An 18808-nucleotide genomic window follows, 5' to 3' on the forward strand; every position below is an offset into this window, starting at 1 on the left:
TCCATTAAGATACGCGCATAATAAAAGGTATATGGGATAACTATGTATGATCTAGGATTATTGGTTGCAAGTTGCGCGCTACTAGGCTGTGTTGTCGGATTTTTAGCCGGATTACTCGGAATTGGTGGTGGCTTAATTATTGTTCCCGTATTAAGTGCCTTATTACTCGCTTTTAATGTAACGGCTGTTGAAAACGTATTAGTTATTGCCATTGCAACATCGCTTGCTTCTATTTTGTTTACCTCTACATCTTCAGCGCTGGCTCATCATAAAAATGATAACGTGCCTTGGGTTATTGCACCTTGGGTTATGTCGGGCGTAGCTGTTGGCGCGCTAATTAGTGGCTTTGCTGCAAGCTTAATACCCGAGCAAATATTACGCACAGTATTTGCTGTAAGCGTGGTATTTATTGCTTTAAGAATGGTGTTATCAGCTCGCAATAAACCTTTGTCAGAAAAACCTTTACCGTCGGGTCCTATTCTAGGCAGCTTATGCGCCATTATGGGGGCACTATCTGGATTAATAGGTATAGGTGGTGGCGCACTAATAGTGCCTTTACTGCATTATTTTTCGGTTGATATTAAAAAGGCCATAGGCTGCGCTGCAGCATGCGGAATTGTTATCGCCTTTTTTGGCTCTATTGGTTATATCAGTGCCGGATGGCAGGTTACCGATTTAGAACACGGTTTTGCAGGGTTTGTATACTTACCCGCATTATTTGGGATTGTAATTACCTCGTGGTTTATAGCGCCTATTGGCGCTAAAGCAACCCACTATTTACCGGTTAATACAATAAAGAAAGTTTTCGCGGTGTTACTTGTTATCATCGCAATTAAAATGGTTTTTAGCTAAAGGTTTATTTTTATGGCACTGGAATTTCCTGTAATCGATCCGATCATATTTTCTGTCGGGCCACTGAGTGTACGTTGGTACGGATTAATGTATTTAATAGGTTTTGCATTTGCAATGTGGTTTGCAAATCGCCAAGCGGCAAAACCAAATTCAGGTTGGACTAAAGACCAAGTAGGCGACTTCCTATTTTACGGCATGCTAGGGGTAATTCTTGGTGGGCGTATTGGTTATGTATTATTTTATCAATTTAGCTATTTTATAGAAAACCCCCTATATTTGTTCAGGATAGATCAAGGTGGAATGTCGTTTCATGGTGGCACCTTAGGAGTGATAACCGCGGTTGTTATTTTTGCTTGGACACGTAAAAAGTCAATACTGCAAGTAGGCGACTTTGTTGCACCGCTTGTACCGGTAGGTTTATTAGCTGGACGTATAGGTAACTTTATAAATGGTGAGCTTTGGGGTCGAGTAAGCGATGTACCATGGGCTATGGTATTTCCAACCGGCGGGCCGTTAGCACGCCATCCATCGCAGCTATACGAAGCATTTTTTGAAGGCTTAGTATTATTTTTAATTTTACAGTGGTTTATTAAAAAGCCTCGCCCTGCTGGTAGTGTAGCGGGTGTATTTTTACTAGGTTACGGCACATTTAGATTTTGTATTGAGTACTTTCGCCAACCAGATGCACAGCTGGGTTTATTTGCCGACTTTATCTCGATGGGGCAAATACTCTCGCTGCCTATGATAGTAGGCGGGTTAGGCTTATTAATTTGGGCTTATAAGCAAGCACCACAAAAAACAGCGGTAAAGGGTTAGAATAAATACCATGAAACAATATTTACAATTATGTCAGCGTATTGTTGATGAAGGCCAGTGGGTAGAAAACAAACGTACGGGCACACGCTGTTTAACCGTGATCAACGCCGATTTAGAGTACGATGTGGCGAATAATCAGTTTCCTATGATCACCACACGTAAAAGCTATTACAAAGCAGCTATTGCCGAATTACTCGGTTACTTGCGTGGCTACGATAGCGCGGCACAGTTTCGCGAAATAGGCTGTAAAACCTGGGATGCAAACGCAAACGAAAATAGCGCTTGGCTTAATAATCTGCACCGTAAAGGTGAGGACGACATGGGGCGTGTTTATGGCGTACAAGGGCGTGCTTGGCAGCGCCCAGATGGCTCAACGCTAGACCAACTAGCAAAAGTAATTAATAACTTAAAAAATGGTATAGACGATCGCGGTGAAATAATTAGTTTTTACAACCCAGGCGAATTTGAGCTTGGCTGTTTACGCCCGTGCATGCACACGCACACGTTTTCATTATTAGGTGACACACTTTATTTAACGTCAATTCAGCGTAGCTGCGACGTACCGCTAGGGCTTAATTTTAATCAAATTCAGTGTTTTGTATTACTGGCATTAGTGGCGCAAATTACTGGGCATAAAGCGGGTAAGGCGTATCATAAAATTACCAACGCGCATATTTATGAAAACCAGCTTGAGCTAATGCGCGATGTGCAGTTAAAACGCGAGCCATTTGCATCGCCGCAGTTAAAAATTAATCCAAACATTAAATCACTAAACGATATAGAAACCTGGGTAACACGCGATGACTTTGAAGTGACAGGTTATGAGTGTCACGAAGCTATTCAATACCCATTTTCGGTATAACAAAACAGATTAAGGAAAACACCATGAAAGCAGTGATCCCCGTAGCGGGCCTCGGAACACGCATGTTACCAGCCACCAAAGCAATTCCAAAAGAAATGCTGCCGGTTGTTGACCGTCCACTAATTCAGTACGTAGTTAACGAAGCCGTTGCCGCAGGTATTAAAGAAATAGTACTGGTAACGCATTCAAGTAAAAACTCAATCGAAAACCACTTCGACACCAGTTTTGAGCTTGAAGCCACACTAGAAAAACGAGTAAAACGACAGCTACTTGCCGAAATACAGTCTATTTGTCCTAAAGATGTAACCATTATTCAAGTACGCCAAGGCGAGGCCAAAGGCCTAGGGCATGCAATTAACTGTGCAGCGCCAATTATAGGTAACGAACCATTTGTGGTTATTTTACCCGATGTAATAATTGATGATATGGAAAGTGATCTTAGTAAAGATAACTTGGCCGAAATGATCAGCCGCTTTGAGCAAACTCAACATAGCCAAATAATGGTAGAGCCAGTTCCAATGGCTGAAGTTGATCAATTTGGTGTTGTTGACTTAGGCAGTGTTGAGCTAAAACAAGGCGAAAGTTCGCCAATTCATAACATGGTAGAAAAGCCACCAGTTAATGAAGCACCATCAAACCTTGCAGTAGTAGGGCGCTATGTATTAAGTAAAAATATTTGGCCATTACTCGCTAAAACCCCGCAAGGAGCTGGTAACGAAATTCAGCTTACTGACGCTATTGCCATGCTAATGCAGCACGAAACTGTTGATGCATACGCAATTAAAGGGCGCAGCCACGATTGTGGTAGTAAAATTGGTTATCTTAAAGCAACTATTGAGTTTGCACTGCGTCGTGAAGAATTTGCTGACGAGTTAAAAACGTTTATTAAAACATTAATTTAACATACCTACTTTTTATAAAAGTAACTAAAAGACGCCTATATGGCGTCTTTTTTGTTTTATAGTCGTTAATATCGTAGTCTTTGGCGATAAAAACATTATAACTGCAGACACGCTGCAAAATATAATGTAACATTTGTGTTAATTACTGTTTGATTTGTTGACTACTAAGCTAAAAAGTACATTAATTGCTTCAGTAATCATTGATATAAAATAAACTCAGTTATATATCCAAGCACAATTAATAAAGTTAAACGCTTACTTATAAGAATGTTTAACTGAAATGTAAGTGTACTTACACTACTTTCAGGGCAGCGAATGCATGTTTAAATATAAAAAAAATAATACTTTAATATTGAGTTTGCTTATACTCTTGTTTAGCACTGCTTGTGCAACTGCGCCCAACAAAACGCTATTAGCAGAGCCAATAAACGACTCGCCTGAATATGTGTCTATTACTGCATTAGAGCTGGCGCAATTAAAAGATGCTGCAATGCAATGGCAGCAAGCCCGCTCTGGGATTGAACGACTTTTAAAGCTAGAAAAAGATATTACCTATTTGGTAAACCATATAGATATTATAAATAGCAAAGCAATTGCGCAGTCTAATCAAAAAAATCACAACCAATATAATCGCCCCACGCGCAAACAACGCTACTCAAGTAAAGCTCAGCAAGCAATTAAACCAGCTTATAATACAAAGCCAACGGTAAAATTAAACACCCCAAAGCACGTTTTTGCATTGCAAGTTGCGTCGCTCGATTCCGAAAAAGACTTAGTTAAAGCATGGCAAGAACTCAATGAGCAAGCTGCGCCGTTATTTAGAGATAAAATTCGCACCAATGTTGAAACAGCAAATGTTAATAATAAAACCTACTATCGATTAAAGTTAGGCGTGTATCAAAACTTTAAAAATGCCCAAGCCGATTGCAACGTGTTTAAACTTTATAAACTCGACTGCATAGTAAGTAACTACACAGATAAACCGGTAAAGCTGTAGTTATACCAACTAGCTTTAAATATAAAGTTGCTTATGCTTTATTTATCAATAGAATATGCAGCTTACCTAAGCTGCTTTTTATAAATTAATTATAAAAAAATAAACAAAAAAGGTTAATAATCCTAATGCTTTTAAAATGGAACTTTAAGCGCATTACACTAATACTAGGATTGTCATTAGTTATAAGTGCATGCAATACAACTAAGCAAAATGAAAGCGCAGAACCGCTTGTAAAACAAGGCGCAGTAAATGCGCCGCAAAGTATACTTATTAAAAAAGCAGATTTAGTTTTACTACAAGACTCTGCAAAACAGTGGAAAAATGCTCAAACTAATGTTGACAAAATAAGCCAGCTAGAACACAAATTAACGCAGCTAACAGCCACTCTTATGCAACAAATAGAGCAGTCAGAACCCCCCTTAAGCGAACCTAAAGAAACAATATTTAATTTAAATACTCGGTTAGATAAACCCCCAGCATTATTTTCTATACAAGTCGGTGCTTTTAAAAATGAGCCCGCACTTCATAGCGCATTAGCGCAATTAAAGTTAAAAGCCCCAAACATAATACATACTGAAACAGTCGTTAATATCGAGCCTGTAGTAGCTAACAAAGTTACTTTGTATCGATTAAAGCTAGGCTCTTATAAAAGTAAAGCTGCAGCACAAAGCGATTGTAAAACCTTAATACAGCAGCAAGTAGCTTGTTTTGTGGGCAATTACACCCAAAAAATTTAGCGAAGTATGTTTTAGGTATTTAAAGCTGATTAGTTATAACGTTGAAACTCAATTTACCTGTGTGCTAACACATACCTATAAGTCGAGCTAAAATTAATACAGCAGTTAAAACCCAGCAATGCAGTTTGTAAGTTCAATGCTAATTTAATAGCCAAGTAAAAATTTAAAAGGCAAATAATATGACGCGGATTCAAATCTGAAGTGCATAACGTTTAGGCGGCTTTAGCCGCCAAGTGATCCTGCATCAATTTTGCAGGCGTTTCAAATCCAAGTGTCTTCCTCGGACGATTATTAAGTTGCTCAAGTACTGGTATAACTTGCGCTGGTGTTACCGCCTTAAAATCTGTGCTCTTCGGCCAATACTGACGTAGTAATCCATTCGTGTTTTCATTCAATCCGCGCTCCCATGAGTGATAAGGGTGAGCAAAATAAACAGGAACACTTAAAGCGTCTGTGATTTGCTCGTGATAAGCGAACTCTTTTCCATTGTCAGCCGTGATGCTATGAAGCGCTGACCTATATGGCCTTAATAGTTCTATCGTCGCCGTAGTGACGGCTTCCGCTGTTTTTCCTGCCACCTGAGTTGATACAGTGAATTGGGTGACCCGCTCTACAATGGTAACAAGGGCGCCTCGATGACCTTTACCTATGACGGTATCTATTTCCCAATCTCCGATACGGCCTTTCTCATCAACTATTTGTGGACGTTCTTCAATGCTAACGCGATTTTTTATTTGCCCTCGGTTTGTTTTACAATGACTGCGCTTGTGATATTTCTTACCGTGTCGGCGCAGATGTAGGTATAACTCACCACCTGCTTTTTTATCTTCCCAGATATACAGATAAATGCATTCATGGCTGACAGACCGTTCACTTTCTTTGCGTAACCATCCCGTTATTTGTTCAGGACTCCACTTCTCATTAAGCTTCTGGGTAATTAAAGCTATCATTTCAGGTGTCATCTTAAGCGGTTTTCTTACACTTCTTCGACGAAACAAAGCCCGCTCATGAGCTTGTTTGTGTCTGTAACCTCGCTTACCTGTATTTCTAGAAAGCTCTCTTGAAATCGTAGATTGCGATAAATTAGTTAGCTCAGCAATACTTTGTTGCGTAAAACCGCTTTTCTTTAGAACGGCGATCTGGCATCTTTGCGCATAGGTCAGTTGTTTGTAATGTCTCATTGTAAAATCTCTTGCCGGAGAAAAAGCAGTTAGCTTATGAGCAACTGACCACTTTATCTAGCCAAAACAAGTTATGCACTTACAATTTGAATCTAGGTGATAAAACAACAGCTAATGAGATTGTTAAGTATTAGCCTAATTGTACTTTGTGGATGCAGTAGTAAAGTTAAAGAGGCTCAACACAATGTTACTACCACAAATAAGGTTAGTAATGAGGTTACTATTTCGGCAGAAGAATTAGCGCAATTAAGAGCATCATCTCAACAATGGCAACAAGCCAAAGCAGGCGTTAGACGTTTGCTTGTTATTGAACACGATTTAAAGTTACTTATTAGCCAATTAAATGAAGTAGCGCAACGAGAATCGACAACACAAAGTAATCTAAAGCAAGAGGGGAGCAACCTAAATCAAGACACTACAGCGTCAGAAGAGGCTGTTAATGTGCAAGCCAAAGCAACCGTACAACCTAAAGTAATACAGCCATTGTTTGCCCTGCAGGTCGCATCGGTTACCGATTGGATACGATTAACCCAAAGTTATAATGAAGTGAAATCTAAGGCTACAAAACTATTAGCAAGCCCATTTATTGCCAACGTAGAAACCGCAAAGGTTAAAGGGGTTACTTTTTATCGCTTAAAAATTGGCGCTTATAAACTTCAAAAAAATGCAACGGCAGATTGCGATATACTAAAGCAGCATCAAGTGGGTTGTATTGTTAGTAATTACACAGAACAACCATTAAAATTATAAATAGGCATAGTAATTGCTTTGTTATTGTCATGTTTTTTGAGGATGGCAACTATGCGCCTTTTATTACCGTTATTATTAGTAAACTTAGCAGCATGTAGCTTAACACCACAGCCTGAGCCAAGTGTGAGCACGCCTGCGCGTATAGCAACCATGGCACCTTATACGGTTAACGACTACGTAAATAACTTAACTTATCAGCTTAGTCACTTTAAAGGGCCTTTAAGCGGTAACTCTCGCATTGGGGTAAGCAGCTTTTATTACGCAAACGCGCTAGATTCAAAGCTTCCCAGCGGCCAAGCTGAAGGTTTAAGCCAGCAAATTCAAGAAAGCCTGCTAACACAATTCACTCAATTGGGATATAACACCGTTGAGTACCGTTTAAGTAATAATATAAATTTAGCATCTAACGCCGACAGCGCGCTTAGCAGAGATATAACTAAACTGCGCGAACGTCAGAATATTGACTTAATTATTACCGGCACAGTTACGCGCCAGCAACATGCTTACATTGTTAATGCCCGATTGGTTAATATTAATAATAAACACGTTTTATCAGCTGGCAGTACCGAAATCCCGATTAATGTAATGTGGGGCAGTGAAAAAGTTCAGCAACGCGATAATAACTTATATCGCAGCGAATACTAATTAGGAGCACAAAATGAAAAAGCTATTACTTACATTATGTTTGCCATTGGGCTTTGGGTGCTCACAAATGCTAACAGGCATGAACTCAGACACCACACAAAAAAATCAAAACAACTCAGTACAATTGGCTAATGGCGAGCGTGCAGTGGCAGCCCCAATGACCGACAATCAGGTATATCAGTCGGGGTTAGGGCAACATACTAATTATTCAAAATCGAGCACGCCATCACGTAAAAACATTAATCATTATGTGCGTGGCATAATGCAAAGCATGGTAGAAAACCTACAATATGTGAACGAAAAAACACCACTGGCCGTTTCAAGTTTTGTGTTTTTAGATGATGATTACAACGACGCAAGTTTGTTAGGAAATCAAATTGCCGAAAGTTTTATGCATGAACTACACAGCTTTGGCATACCTGTTATCGACTTTAAAACTACCGATTATATGCGCGTAACCCCAAGCGGCGACTTTGTATTTAGCCGCGACTACCTTGAGCTAAACCAAGATCAAAACTTTAACTATGTTTTAGCCGGTACTTTAGTAAGCCATCAAGGTGGTGTGCTTGTAAATGCACGTATTATTGGCTTAGCTAGTAAAGCCGTAGTAGGAACAGCGCAAGGCTTTATTCCTCAGTCAGTGGTTGATGCACTTAATAGTAGCTACAGAACCGATGGCATTATGCTTAAACAAGCCAGTAAATGAGCGAGGCAATAATGGGTTACAAATTAAATAGCGTTACCGCATTATTTATCCTGCTAGGATTGGCAGGGTGCTCTACTGCGGGTAATAATAAGCAGGTTAAAACTAATAATGCAGACACTCATTTTGATGTGAATGCTCGTTATGAGCATGCACAAGGGCTAAAAACGCAGAGCGAATACGACGCGTCGCGACAATTTACGCCGTTAAAACATCATAAAACCTTGGTTAATTATGTAGAGCAAATGGCGCTTGATTTAGTCGACACTCTAGAGTCTGTTAGTGAGCTTGATGAGAGCATAAATATAGCGGTGACAAGCATAGTCGATTTAGATGCCACCCTAAATAACAGCAACCAGCTGGGTAACCAAATATCAGAAACACTCATTCATCAACTACAAAAGTTTGGTTATGGGGTGGTTGATTTTAAAACGAGTGATGCAATAAACGTAAATCGCCGTGGCGACTTTGTTTTTTCACGAGACATAAAAAACCTTAGCAAAAAGCATATGGCAAGCCATGTACTCGGTGGTACGTTAATATACCGCGCTAATGGCGTTACAGTGAATACCCGAGTTATAAACGTAAATAATAAACAAGTCGTTGCCAGTAGCCGAAAATTTATACCAATATACGTTTTAAACAAAGAAGATATCTACTTATCAAGTAATTAAACACAGTTTGCACTTGATCCAAAAAAGACAATGCCGTTATAATTTTAGCCTCAGTTTAGGCCTCTTAGTTAAATGGATATAACGGCCCCCTCCTAAGGGGCAGTTGCAAGTTCGATTCTTGCAGGGGCTACCAGTAAAATCAATGAGTTATGGGGTTGGTGCTTTGAAGTTCAAACTTTATCTAGCACATATGTAGCTGTGCTAACTCAGGCATTCATTTTCAAAAAAAGATTATTAATACTTCTGTATTTTAAACATCTAATTCAATTTATCACTTCAGTCGAATAAATATTACAGCACTAAGTTAAAGCTAGGCCGTGATATAAAAAACTTTATTCAGGTTTTGTCGCGCTGGCGAGTCGTGTTAAACGTAACATGGGTGGTTAATTTTTACGTAGGTTGGCTTGATCAAAGCGAAACCCAACGAAAAATTATGTTATCAATTAATATCGCTGTTTTGCATTATCGATTGGCTGTCACTCGCTTTAAGTTGAGCATAAAAAAGCGAGTAAATAAATTTACTCGCTGATTATTTTTATTTAGCCTTGTAAGCCCTAAGCCCTAAGCCCTAAGCCCTAAGCCCTAAGCTTATGCCCCCGGGCCACATTCCATACAATGGTTAATAATGTCTGGGCCAAATTTAAGTTTGGCGTTTAAGTCGCGCAGCGCTGTGCGTAGCCCTTCTTCGATCACTGGGTGGTAATAAGGCATTTCTAACATTTGTGGTACGGTCATTTTGTTTTGTACCGCCCATGCTAGTAGGTGAGCTAAATGCTCGGCTTGTGGGCCGATAAATTCTGCACCTAAAAATAACCCTGTGCCTTGCTCGGCGTAAACACGCATGTGGCCTTTGTTTTTAAGCATGACGCGGCTGCGGCCTTGGTTTTCAAAGCTTACTTCGCCTATTTCAAAACAGTCGCAGCTGCCTAAGCGAGTGGTGATCTCTTTATAACTTTCGCCAACCATGGCTATTTGCGGGTCGCTAAATACGGCGGCAATTTTTGCTCTGCGTAATCCTGGTTGTACATCGGGGAAGCGTCCAGCATTTTGGCCAGCAATTAGACCTTGATCGGATGCTTCGTGTAATAGTGGCAGCATATTACTGGCGTCGCCTGCGATAAATATATTTGAATCGCCACATTGCATTGTTTTAGCATTAGCAACAGGTACGCCGCGCTCATCAAGTTCAATACCGGTGTTTTCTAAGCCGAGTTTATCTGTGTTTGGTACGCGCCCCGTTGCGGCAAGTACGTAGTCAAATTGCTCGGTGTGTTTAGCACCTTGTTTGTCGGTGTAAGTAAGCTGCGCTTTGTTGTTTACTTGCATCATGTCGGATACGTTTGAGTCGGTATCAACAAAAAATTCTTCGGCAAATACGGTGTTTGCGTAGTCTTTTACTACTGGGTCGGTAAGGGGGCCAATTGCACCACCAACACCAAATAATTTTACTTTAACGCCTAAACGGTGCAGTGCTTGGCCAATTTCAAGGCCGATAACACCTGGGCCAAATACGGCTACCGATTCTGGAAGGTCGTCCCAGTCAAATACGTCGTCGTTTATAATTAATTTGTCGCCAAAATTATTAAATACGCCAGGGTATGAAGGGCGTGAGCCGGTTGCTATAACAAAGCGTTTAGCAGTAATTACGGTGTGATCATCTATTTGTATGCGGTTTGCGTCTAAAAATTTAGCATAGCCACGAATTTTGTCATCGCTTGGAAGCTCATCTACAGCTTCTACTACAAATCCGGCAAAGCGGTCGCGTTCACTTTTAACGCGTGCCATCACTTCTTTACCATTAATACGTGGTGCAGAGCTGTGTACACCAAATGCAGGTGCCATTGTGATTGAGTGCGCAGCTTCAGCAGCTGCAATTAATAATTTACTCGGCATGCAACCAACTCGTGCGCAGGTAGTGCCGTAAGGGCCTGATTCGATCATAAGTACGTTATTTGTAAATTGTTTAGCATTACGATAAGCACTTAAACCCGCAGTACCCGCACCAATAACAACAACGTCGGTTTGCAATTCTTTCATTATTTTTTCCTTATAAAATAGGGGCAACCAGTGCCCCTATTTATATTTACTAATTGAGCAAAATTATTAATTAAGCAAAGTATTTTTCTAAATCGTCTGAGCCACCAATGTGCTTACCGCCAATAAATACTTGTGGAACGGTTTCACGGCCAGATACTGCTTTAAGGCTTGTTAGTGATGCGCCTGAGCCCATAACAATTTCTTCAAATGCAAAGCCTTTTTCTGTAAGAAGCGCTTTAGCTTTTGAACAGAACGGACAACCAGGTTTAGTAAATACAGTTACTGGCTCTGGTTTAGCTTGCTTAGGGTTGATGTAGTCAAGCATTGTATCTGCGTCAGATACTTCAAACGGGTCGCCTGGTAAATCTGGTTCGATGAACATTTTGTCGATCACGCCATCTTTTACAAGCATAGAGTATCTCCAGCTGCGCTTACCAAAACCTAGGTCATTTTTATCTACTAACATGCCCATGCCGTCAGTAAATTCGCCGTTACCGTCTGGTAGTAAAGTAATGTTTTGCGCTTCTTGATGCTCAGCCCATGCGTTCATTACAAAGGTGTCGTTTACCGATAAACATACAATTTCGTCAACGCCGTTTTGCTTAAGTACGCCAGCTAGTTCGTTGTAACGTGGTAAATGAGTAGACGAACACGTTGGTGTAAATGCACCCGGTAGTGAAAATACAACAACCGTTTTACCTTTAAAAATGTCGTCTGTTGTTACTGATTTCCATTCATCGTTTTGACGAGTTGCAAATGTAACGCTTGGGATTGTTTTGCCTTCAATATTGTTTAACATAATTTTTGTTCCTCTTGATTTGTTGATAGCCATTATGGCGGTGATTTAAATATAGTTCCAATCGTTTGTTTGTATTAAACTGATAGGTATAAGCTATCAGCCTGGTAATGAATATGAACTTAAAAGATTTAGAGTATGTAAAAGCCATAGCGCACTTTAAGCACTTTCGTAAAGCGGCCGATGCGTGCTTTGTAAGCCAGCCTACCTTAAGTGGCCAAGTAAAAAAACTTGAACAGGAGCTAGGTGTTACTTTATTTGACCGCTCTACTAAGCAGGTAACATTAACCGCTAAAGGCGAGCGTTTATTAACACAAATTAATGTTATTTTAGAACAAACACAAATACTTAAAGAGCTTGCTGCTACGTCAAACGAGCCGCTACAGGGTAAGTTAACTATTGGTATTATTCCAACCATTGCGCCTTATTTACTGCCGGTATTACTCACTTCAATGAAAGAGGCGTTTATTAATAGTCGCTTTTCGTTTATTGAAATGCAAACCGCTACAATTTTAGAAGCGCTAGATAACGGTGAGCTCGACTTTGCAATTTTGGCTGATGTACCCGAGCTCAAAAAGTACCATAGCGTTAATTTATACAAAGAAGATTTTTTAGTGGCTGTATCACACGATAATTCATTAGCTCAGCAAAAAAAAGTAGCGCTGCGCGAATTACAAGGATGCAGCCTATTAATGTTAAGTGATGGCCATTGCTTTAAAGATCAAGCCCAACAGTTTTGTTTTTCGGCAGGAGTTAATGTGTCGAGCCAGTATCAGGGTAATAGTTTAGAAACATTACTGGCGCTGGTGGCTATGGATGACGGGGTTACATTTGTGCCTAAATTGGCTTGTACTGAGCGCGTAGGGGTTAATTATTTAGCTATTTATCCTAATCAGCAGCGCAATATAGTATTTGCATGTAGAAAGCATTACCCGCATTTATCGGGGGTTGAACAATTGGGTGAATGGTTGTCGGCTCACCCTAATTTAAAGGCTAAATTAACTAAATCGTTGAATTAAAGGTTTTGGCTAACTATTTCGACTATATCGTTAATTTGCACGCCCGGAAGTGGTGCATTATTAATGCTTACCGCAATGGCACTTTGTTGATATAACTGCTCAACACGAATGCTATTAAGGGTAATTACTTTATGCGGCATAGTATTGCCTAAAGCGTCTGTTAGGTAATTGTGGTGTGCTATGCTAAGTAGTTGACCTTTTTTAAGACCATGTGCTTTACCTAAGTTAATCACTATGTTGCCCTGATCAAGGTGCATAATTTTTCCTTGAGTAGGCAAGCAGGCCATAGCTGATTGTAAATCGTAACTTAGCGTTTGGTTTATATCGTTTATGCTTTGCCCATAGGGTGATTGCCAAAACATACTACTGTTAACATCAACAATAGCGGTTTTTTCAAATGGCCAAATAGCTTGGTTTTTATAGCTATTTTGCCAAAGCTGTTCATAAGTAGTGCCATCAAAAAGGGTAAACTCTATTTGGTAACTACGTTGATAGCTTTCGTCTTGCCAAAAGGCATAGTCGCTATTGAGCTTATCGCTAGTTGATAGGTTGGTTATTTGGCTTAATAAAACGTACTGCGCGTTACTACGCGAGGAAATATCTTCTAGTTGCGCATTAGAGTAGTCGTGTTGCTGCGAAAAATACTTATCGACCTTTATTGCGTTATTGTAATAAGCGATTGGTACAGCGCTCATTTTTGACTTTTGCAATGCGGTATAAATATTTTTGCTAACCGCTTTATCTATGTCAAATATTTGACCCATGCGGGCTTGTTCACGATGATTAAGCTGGCTTTGGGTAACGGCCACAAACTTTTTAAAACTACTTTGTGGGCATTGCTCTGTTTGCGCAAAAATATCTAAGCGTAGTGTAATAGCTAGCTGATTATTATGACGTTCTTCGCTCACAAGTTCTATTTTTTGAATTTCGCCATGGCTGCTTATTTTAAGCTGATCTTGCATTAGCACGCCGTCTACTAAGGTTTGCACCGAGCTTACCCGCGCACCAGAGAACACTAACGCTTGTGTAATGGCATCTTTAATTGCTGCAGATTTAGCTGCGCCTACATCGCTACTTTTAACTTGTGCATGGCCGGTCGATTCATACCACTGCGCTGCAGTAAAAGGCGAAAACGTTAATAAAGCAGTTGCGCTTAATCCTGCAAATACCGATGATAAAAACGAATTCATACATTTACTCCAGTTAAATTTTAGCTATTAGCATAAGTTACACAGCAAGGAGCGTACCAATATTATTTGTGAGTAAACACCACTTAAGTGTCAATGGCATTAAACCTGCATAAGTATCGTATAATTATTTAATTTGTTTTTTAGGGCTAGGTACTATGCGAGTAATGCCATTACTTATCACGTTAGGATGCATAACCTTAAGCGGTTGTAGCAATATGTTTGATAAGCACGTTGAATACAAATATGTAGAGCCAAACAATTATCCGGTATTAAAAGCCGTGGGTTATGCACCTATTAGCCTGCAGTCGGGTGTTAATAAGTCGCAAAAGCAGTTAATGGCTATTAAAGCTTCTAAGCTAGAAGCGTATCGAGAGCTTGCAGAGCAAGTGTATGGGCAACAAATTACCGCAGGTACTACAGTTGCAGGTTCAATAGCACAAGACGATTACCTACAAAGCAAAGTGCAGGGCATTATTAAAGGCGCACAAGTTATAAAAGCCTACGCGGTAGACGACACCTATATAACTGAGCTTGAACTAAATATGAAGCGCGTGCACGACCTGTACATAGGCGAAATTAAACCCCGAGAAGTTAAAAAAGTAACTTATTACTAGGGTCTGTTGACCTTTGCGGATTAAAATTTGTTCAAGCTAGGGGCGATTTAATCGCGGCGCGAGATTTGTAACCTAGTGGGCTAAGTAAAAACCGAGCAAAGCTTCCGCGTCCTGCTCACGCCCCTTACCTACATCCATGTAGGCAACAAAGAGTCAATCGCTCCTAGGCAGAACCCTTCGGGCAGCGCATGTTTGGCATTAATGCTGCGTTATCGCCTATTTATGGGGAATAACCACACCACATAGGCTCTGCCTTGCCTTAATACCAAACACACTGCTGCAAATTTAACCTTGAAAGATCAACAGACCCTAGTCCCCCTAAAAACGTTAGTAACTCTAAAAACAAAAAAGCCTTAGCTGATCAACAGTTAAGGCTTTTTTATTATGTAAGAAGTTGTTTTTTAATTAAGCTTTTAAATTACGTACCAAATTATTATCGGTGTTTATTACACTACCGGCTTGGTCGTAGGTCATAGAAGAGGGGGCACCAATTAAAATATCTTTTAATTGTTTAACGCTTAATTGTGCTTGATGCGCTGCGTGGGCATTTACTTCATTTTGCTTTTGGCATTGCTCAAGCTTGCTGCGTATTAGTTTAATTAAATCGGTGATCTCGGTTGTTTGCTCATCGTTATTGGCAATCAACTTGTTGAGCTCTTTATCGAGGTTGCTTAGCGTGGTTAAAAAAGACATTTTTTGTTGGGCAATTTCTTTTAAACCTTCACCACGGCGCGAGGCAATAGATGTTAGCTCGTCATTTAATAAAATATTAAGTGATTCTAAGCAATTGTGTTGCTCATTTAGTTTAATGGTAATTAAACTATTGTGATCAGCCATAAACGTTAAACTCAAATTCAGCTAGGTTTTTTGCAAGTTTTTCGCTGTCTATTTGGTATTTACCCTCAGTGATTGCTTTTTTAAGCTCTGCCACTTTATCGGTATCAAAACCAGGAGACTGCTGCGCTTTATCTTGCAGGGTTTTTAGCTGTTTAGCTTGCGGGGTTAAGCTTACAGAGTCGCTGGCAGCTTTAGGCGCCGAAGACTGTGCAGCTTGCGTATTTGCATTATCTCTTTGTATATCAACTTTTTGCTGCTTAGTGTTAGTTAACACATTTGCTTGTTGATTACCTTTATTAACTTGACCGACCATAATAATAAACCTGTATATTACCCAACTAATGCCAAGTTATCGGCATATACATAAGATACTTTAGTATAAATTTAAATTATATATTAACTTGTACAGACTCTACACCATCTACGCGAGCATTTAAAACTTTACCGGTTTTTTTGTTTTTTACTTTAACTTGCTCGCCAAGGCTACCATCTTCAAGTGCAATACCGGTTGTTTTAACTTTTAAGCCCTTAATATTAGCATTAATATTTACAGCATCGCCTTTGCACACCATGCATATTTGGCTCAATAAAAGTGGCATTCCGCTGCGTATATTTCGTTTACTTCGGCTGCCTATTAATAATGCTGGGTTATCTAAATATTGTACTCTGATAAAGTGAGTTGAGCGCATTTCAATACTTAAATGCGCCGCAGTTATTACTTCGCCGCGAGCTAAATTTACATTAGCAACTACAACAGGAGCCGTTTCGGTTACTCTTACGTGTACATACTGGGCCCAGTTGTTAGTGTCGTTACATTTTATTTGTAATGTTACTTGGCGATTAAAAGGCGGATCGCTGGGGAGTAATAACTCAGGCTCTGATTCGCAACTGCGATCGGGAGTGCGGGGGTCGAGCGGTAACGCACTAAGCTGTATTTTATTTTCATCAAGGTTGTTAATTTGCGCAGCAACATGAGTTATAGCCATTTGTTGTAATATGTCTTTGCTAAATACTTTAGCCTCTAAAGGCAAAGTTAAACAGAGGCTAGTAAGAACATAAAAAACACTGTATCTTCTGATTTTTTTTAACAAACTCATAATGTTTCGGCTATGCTTATAGGTTAAAACAGGGTATAAATATTTAGCGTCAAAAAGTAGACGCTCCCGTTGTATTATGTGACTTTATAGATTCAAAGCAATTATCGTTCCGTATAGTTTGTTTTTTAGGAGATTTGAATGGCAGGTATTTTAGACTCAGTAAACCAACGAACCCAGTTGGTGGGGCAAAACCGCTTAGAGCTACTACTATTTAAACTCAGAGGGCGTCAGCGTTTTGGGATTAATGTGTTTAAAGTGAGAGAGGTACTGCAATGTCCTCCTCTTACCAATATGCCAAAATCAAATGCTTACATTCGTGGTGTTGCCCATATTCGCGGCCAAACTATTTCGGTTATTGACCTTTCTATGGCTGTGGGTGGGCGTCCAATTGAAAATATTAAAGACAGTTTTATAATTATTGCTGAATATAATCGTACCGTTCAAGGTTTTTTAGTTGGCGGTGTAGAGCGTATTGTAAATATGAACTGGGAAAAAATAATGCCGCCACCGCCAGGTGCAGGCCGGTATTCTTACTTAACTGCTGTAACTGAAATAGAAAACGAATTAGTTGAAATTTTAGATGTAGAAAAAATATTAAACGAAATTTGCCCAGTTAATACCGAAGTAAGTGCCGATGTTGCGGCTACACAAGGTGACATTAAAAAAGATTTAGGCGAGCGAATTGTTTTTATTGCCGATGACTCAGCAGTAGCACGAAACCAAGTTAAGCGAGCATTAGAGCCACTTGGCGTTCAAACTGAGCTTGCCAAAAATGGTAAAGAAGCACTTAAGCGATTAAAAGAAATAGCCGAACATGACTGCGTAAACGATATTACAGAACGTGTAGGGTTACTTATTTCGGATGTAGAAATGCCTGAAATGGATGGCTATACATTAACCGCCGAAATAAAAGCGGATCCTAAATTGGCACCATTACATGTTATTTTACATACCTCGTTAAGTGGCGTGTTTAATCAGGCCATGGTTGAAAAAGTAGGTGCAGATGACTTTATTGCAAAATTTAATCCCGACGAACTCGCAACAGCAGTAAGAAAATGGGTTCATTGTGATTAATAAATATAGGTGTTATTGATTTGAATAGTAAAGATTTACAGCAAAGTGAATACGATCAATTTCGCTTATTTTTAGAACAACAGTGCGGTATTGTATTAGGCGAAAACAAACAATACTTGGTTAAAAGCCGTTTAGCGCCGTTAATGAAGCGATTTAATGTTGAGTCTTTGTCACAGCTAGTAAATAAAACCTTGGGTTTGCATGAGCGCCAATTACGCGCTGCAGTGGTTGATGCAATGACCACCAATGAAACCCTATGGTTTAGAGATCAATATCCGTTTGAGTTATTAAAAACTAAACTGTTTCCAGAGTTTAAAGGGCTTAACAGGCCATTAAAAATATGGTCTGCGGCAAGCTCTTCTGGTCAAGAACCATATTCAATTGCTATGTCGGTTGCTGAGTTTCAGACAAGTTCTCCTGGGGTTTTACGCATGGGAGCGCAAATAGTGGCTACCGATATATCAAATACTATGCTGGATATGTGTAAACACGCCGAGTATGACGCGTTAGCACTAGCAAGAGGGCTCTCGGCCGAACGCCGCAAAAAGTTTTTTAAAGACAGCGGCAATGGTATGGCTCAGGTTATCGACCCAATAAAAAAGCAGGTTAACTTTAGACACCTTAATTTACTCGACTCATACGCGCTTTTAGGCAAGTTTGATATTATATTTTGCCGCAATGTGTTGATTTACTTTGCACCAGAAGTAAAAGCAAAAATTATTGCTAAATTTTCTCAAGCACTTAATCCTAAAGGTTATTTACTTTTAGGTGCGTCGGAATCAATGAGCGGTTTAAGTAATGATTTTGATATGGTTAGATGTAATCCTGGTATTATTTACCAAAAGAAATAACTGCAAGTGTGAAGTGTGAGCAGTTTGCACATTTTAAGCATTATTTTAAACGACGCATTTAGCGTCGTTTTTCGTTTTAGCGATAAGCAAGTAATTAGCCAAGCTTTGTGTATTACCAAGCACTGTGTATAAGTTATAGCTTCGCACATCCCCTTATTTAAAGCGCATTGTGCC

Annotated in this window: 21 protein-coding genes and 1 tRNA gene; 15 read left to right on the forward strand and 7 right to left on the reverse strand. The window is 39.7% G+C overall.

The window, feature by feature from the left end; all coding sequences use genetic code 11:
* Positions 1–42: 42 nt before the first annotated feature.
* From PNIG_RS03960 to PNIG_RS03985, 6 genes are all read left to right on the forward strand, one after another.
* Complete coding sequence (locus PNIG_RS03960; RefSeq protein ID WP_089367853.1) at positions 43–852, forward strand: sulfite exporter TauE/SafE family protein; 810 nt, start codon at positions 43–45, stop codon at positions 850–852.
* 12 nt (positions 853–864) lie between these two features.
* Positions 865–1668: a prolipoprotein diacylglyceryl transferase gene (gene lgt, locus PNIG_RS03965; protein WP_089367854.1), complete on the forward strand. Its 804-nt coding sequence runs from the start codon at positions 865–867 to the stop codon at positions 1666–1668.
* Positions 1669–1678: 10 nt separating this feature from the next.
* Complete coding sequence (locus PNIG_RS03970) at positions 1679–2530, forward strand: thymidylate synthase (protein ID WP_089367855.1); 852 nt, start codon at positions 1679–1681, stop codon at positions 2528–2530.
* 23 nt (positions 2531–2553) lie between these two features.
* On the forward strand, positions 2554–3432 hold the full coding sequence (galU, locus tag PNIG_RS03975) for a UTP--glucose-1-phosphate uridylyltransferase GalU (protein ID WP_011327445.1): 879 nt from the start codon (positions 2554–2556) through the stop codon (positions 3430–3432).
* 319 nt (positions 3433–3751) lie between these two features.
* A complete protein-coding gene (locus PNIG_RS03980; protein ID WP_089367856.1) occupies positions 3752–4429 on the forward strand; it encodes an SPOR domain-containing protein in 678 nt (225 codons plus the stop codon).
* Between the two features lie 125 nt (positions 4430–4554).
* Positions 4555–5166 (forward strand): SPOR domain-containing protein, encoded by a 612-nt coding sequence (locus PNIG_RS03985; RefSeq protein ID WP_089367857.1) that lies wholly within the window; start codon positions 4555–4557, stop codon positions 5164–5166.
* Positions 5167–5378: 212 nt separating this feature from the next.
* Here PNIG_RS03985 and PNIG_RS03990 read toward each other — a convergent pair whose 3' ends face one another.
* The gene (locus PNIG_RS03990) at positions 5379–6347 is read right to left on the reverse strand and encodes an IS30 family transposase (protein ID WP_089367858.1); all 969 of its coding nucleotides are present in this window, start codon (positions 6345–6347) and stop codon (positions 5379–5381) included.
* Positions 6348–6461: 114 nt separating this feature from the next.
* On the opposite strand from PNIG_RS03990, the gene PNIG_RS03995 reads away from it, so the two are divergent.
* The 5 genes from PNIG_RS03995 (at position 6462) to PNIG_RS04015 (ending at position 9252) form a co-directional block, all read left to right on the forward strand.
* A complete protein-coding gene (locus tag PNIG_RS03995) occupies positions 6462–7097 on the forward strand; it encodes an SPOR domain-containing protein (protein WP_089367859.1) in 636 nt (211 codons plus the stop codon).
* A 51-nt stretch (positions 7098–7148) separates the two neighbouring features.
* Positions 7149–7742 carry a FlgO family outer membrane protein gene (locus PNIG_RS04000; protein ID WP_089367860.1) on the forward strand — a complete coding sequence of 198 codons (594 nt, stop codon included), beginning with the start codon at positions 7149–7151 and terminating at the stop codon, positions 7740–7742.
* 13 nt (positions 7743–7755) lie between these two features.
* Positions 7756–8448, forward strand: coding sequence for a FlgO family outer membrane protein (locus PNIG_RS04005; protein WP_011327450.1), 693 nt, complete (start codon positions 7756–7758; stop codon positions 8446–8448).
* 11 nt (positions 8449–8459) lie between these two features.
* A complete protein-coding gene (locus PNIG_RS04010) occupies positions 8460–9119 on the forward strand; it encodes a FlgO family outer membrane protein (RefSeq protein WP_089368935.1) in 660 nt (219 codons plus the stop codon).
* Positions 9120–9177: 58 nt separating this feature from the next.
* Positions 9178–9252 (forward strand) — tRNA-Arg (locus PNIG_RS04015).
* Positions 9253–9707: 455 nt separating this feature from the next.
* Here PNIG_RS04015 and PNIG_RS04020 read toward each other — a convergent pair.
* Positions 9708–11156, reverse strand: coding sequence for a dihydrolipoyl dehydrogenase (locus PNIG_RS04020; protein ID WP_089367861.1), 1449 nt, complete (start codon positions 11154–11156; stop codon positions 9708–9710).
* 70 nt (positions 11157–11226) lie between these two features.
* Entirely contained in the window at positions 11227–11955 is a 729-nt protein-coding gene (locus tag PNIG_RS04025) for a glutathione peroxidase (RefSeq protein ID WP_011327453.1), read from the reverse strand.
* A gap of 113 nt (positions 11956–12068) precedes the next feature.
* On the opposite strand from PNIG_RS04025, the gene PNIG_RS04030 reads away from it, so the two are divergent.
* Positions 12069–12971: a LysR substrate-binding domain-containing protein gene (locus PNIG_RS04030; protein WP_041454354.1), complete on the forward strand. Its 903-nt coding sequence runs from the start codon at positions 12069–12071 to the stop codon at positions 12969–12971.
* On the opposite strand, the gene PNIG_RS04035 is transcribed toward PNIG_RS04030, so the two are convergent.
* On the reverse strand, positions 12968–14161 hold the full coding sequence (locus PNIG_RS04035) for a flagellar assembly protein FlgT (RefSeq protein ID WP_011327455.1): 1194 nt from the start codon (positions 14159–14161) through the stop codon (positions 12968–12970). The two genes, PNIG_RS04030 and PNIG_RS04035, sit on opposite strands and share 4 nt — an antisense overlap.
* Before the next feature lie 155 nt (positions 14162–14316).
* Between PNIG_RS04035 and PNIG_RS04040 the strand changes: the two genes are divergently transcribed.
* A complete protein-coding gene (locus PNIG_RS04040) occupies positions 14317–14775 on the forward strand; it encodes an LPP20 family lipoprotein (protein WP_011327456.1) in 459 nt (152 codons plus the stop codon).
* Between the two features lie 405 nt (positions 14776–15180).
* Here PNIG_RS04040 and flgN read toward each other — a convergent pair whose 3' ends face one another.
* From flgN to flgA, 3 genes are all read right to left on the reverse strand, one after another.
* Entirely contained in the window at positions 15181–15612 is a 432-nt protein-coding gene (gene flgN / locus PNIG_RS04045) for a flagellar export chaperone FlgN (protein WP_011327457.1), read from the reverse strand.
* The gene (gene flgM, locus PNIG_RS04050) at positions 15605–15925 is read right to left on the reverse strand and encodes a flagellar biosynthesis anti-sigma factor FlgM (protein WP_011327458.1); all 321 of its coding nucleotides are present in this window, start codon (positions 15923–15925) and stop codon (positions 15605–15607) included. Before flgM ends, flgN begins: the two co-directional genes overlap by 8 nt.
* A gap of 76 nt (positions 15926–16001) precedes the next feature.
* A complete protein-coding gene (flgA, locus tag PNIG_RS04055) occupies positions 16002–16709 on the reverse strand; it encodes a flagellar basal body P-ring formation chaperone FlgA (RefSeq protein ID WP_011327459.1) in 708 nt (235 codons plus the stop codon).
* Positions 16710–16847: 138 nt separating this feature from the next.
* On the opposite strand from flgA, the gene PNIG_RS04060 reads away from it, so the two are divergent.
* Both PNIG_RS04060 and PNIG_RS04065 read left to right on the forward strand, forming a co-directional pair.
* Positions 16848–17783 (forward strand): chemotaxis protein CheV, encoded by a 936-nt coding sequence (locus PNIG_RS04060; protein WP_011327460.1) that lies wholly within the window; start codon positions 16848–16850, stop codon positions 17781–17783.
* A 20-nt stretch (positions 17784–17803) separates the two neighbouring features.
* Positions 17804–18634, forward strand: coding sequence for a CheR family methyltransferase (locus PNIG_RS04065; RefSeq protein ID WP_011327461.1), 831 nt, complete (start codon positions 17804–17806; stop codon positions 18632–18634).
* The last annotated feature ends 174 nt before the right edge of the window (positions 18635–18808 follow it).

Origin of the sequence: Pseudoalteromonas nigrifaciens, from assembly GCF_002221505.1 — a bacterium.
Classification (GTDB): domain Bacteria; phylum Pseudomonadota; class Gammaproteobacteria; order Enterobacterales; family Alteromonadaceae; genus Pseudoalteromonas; species Pseudoalteromonas nigrifaciens.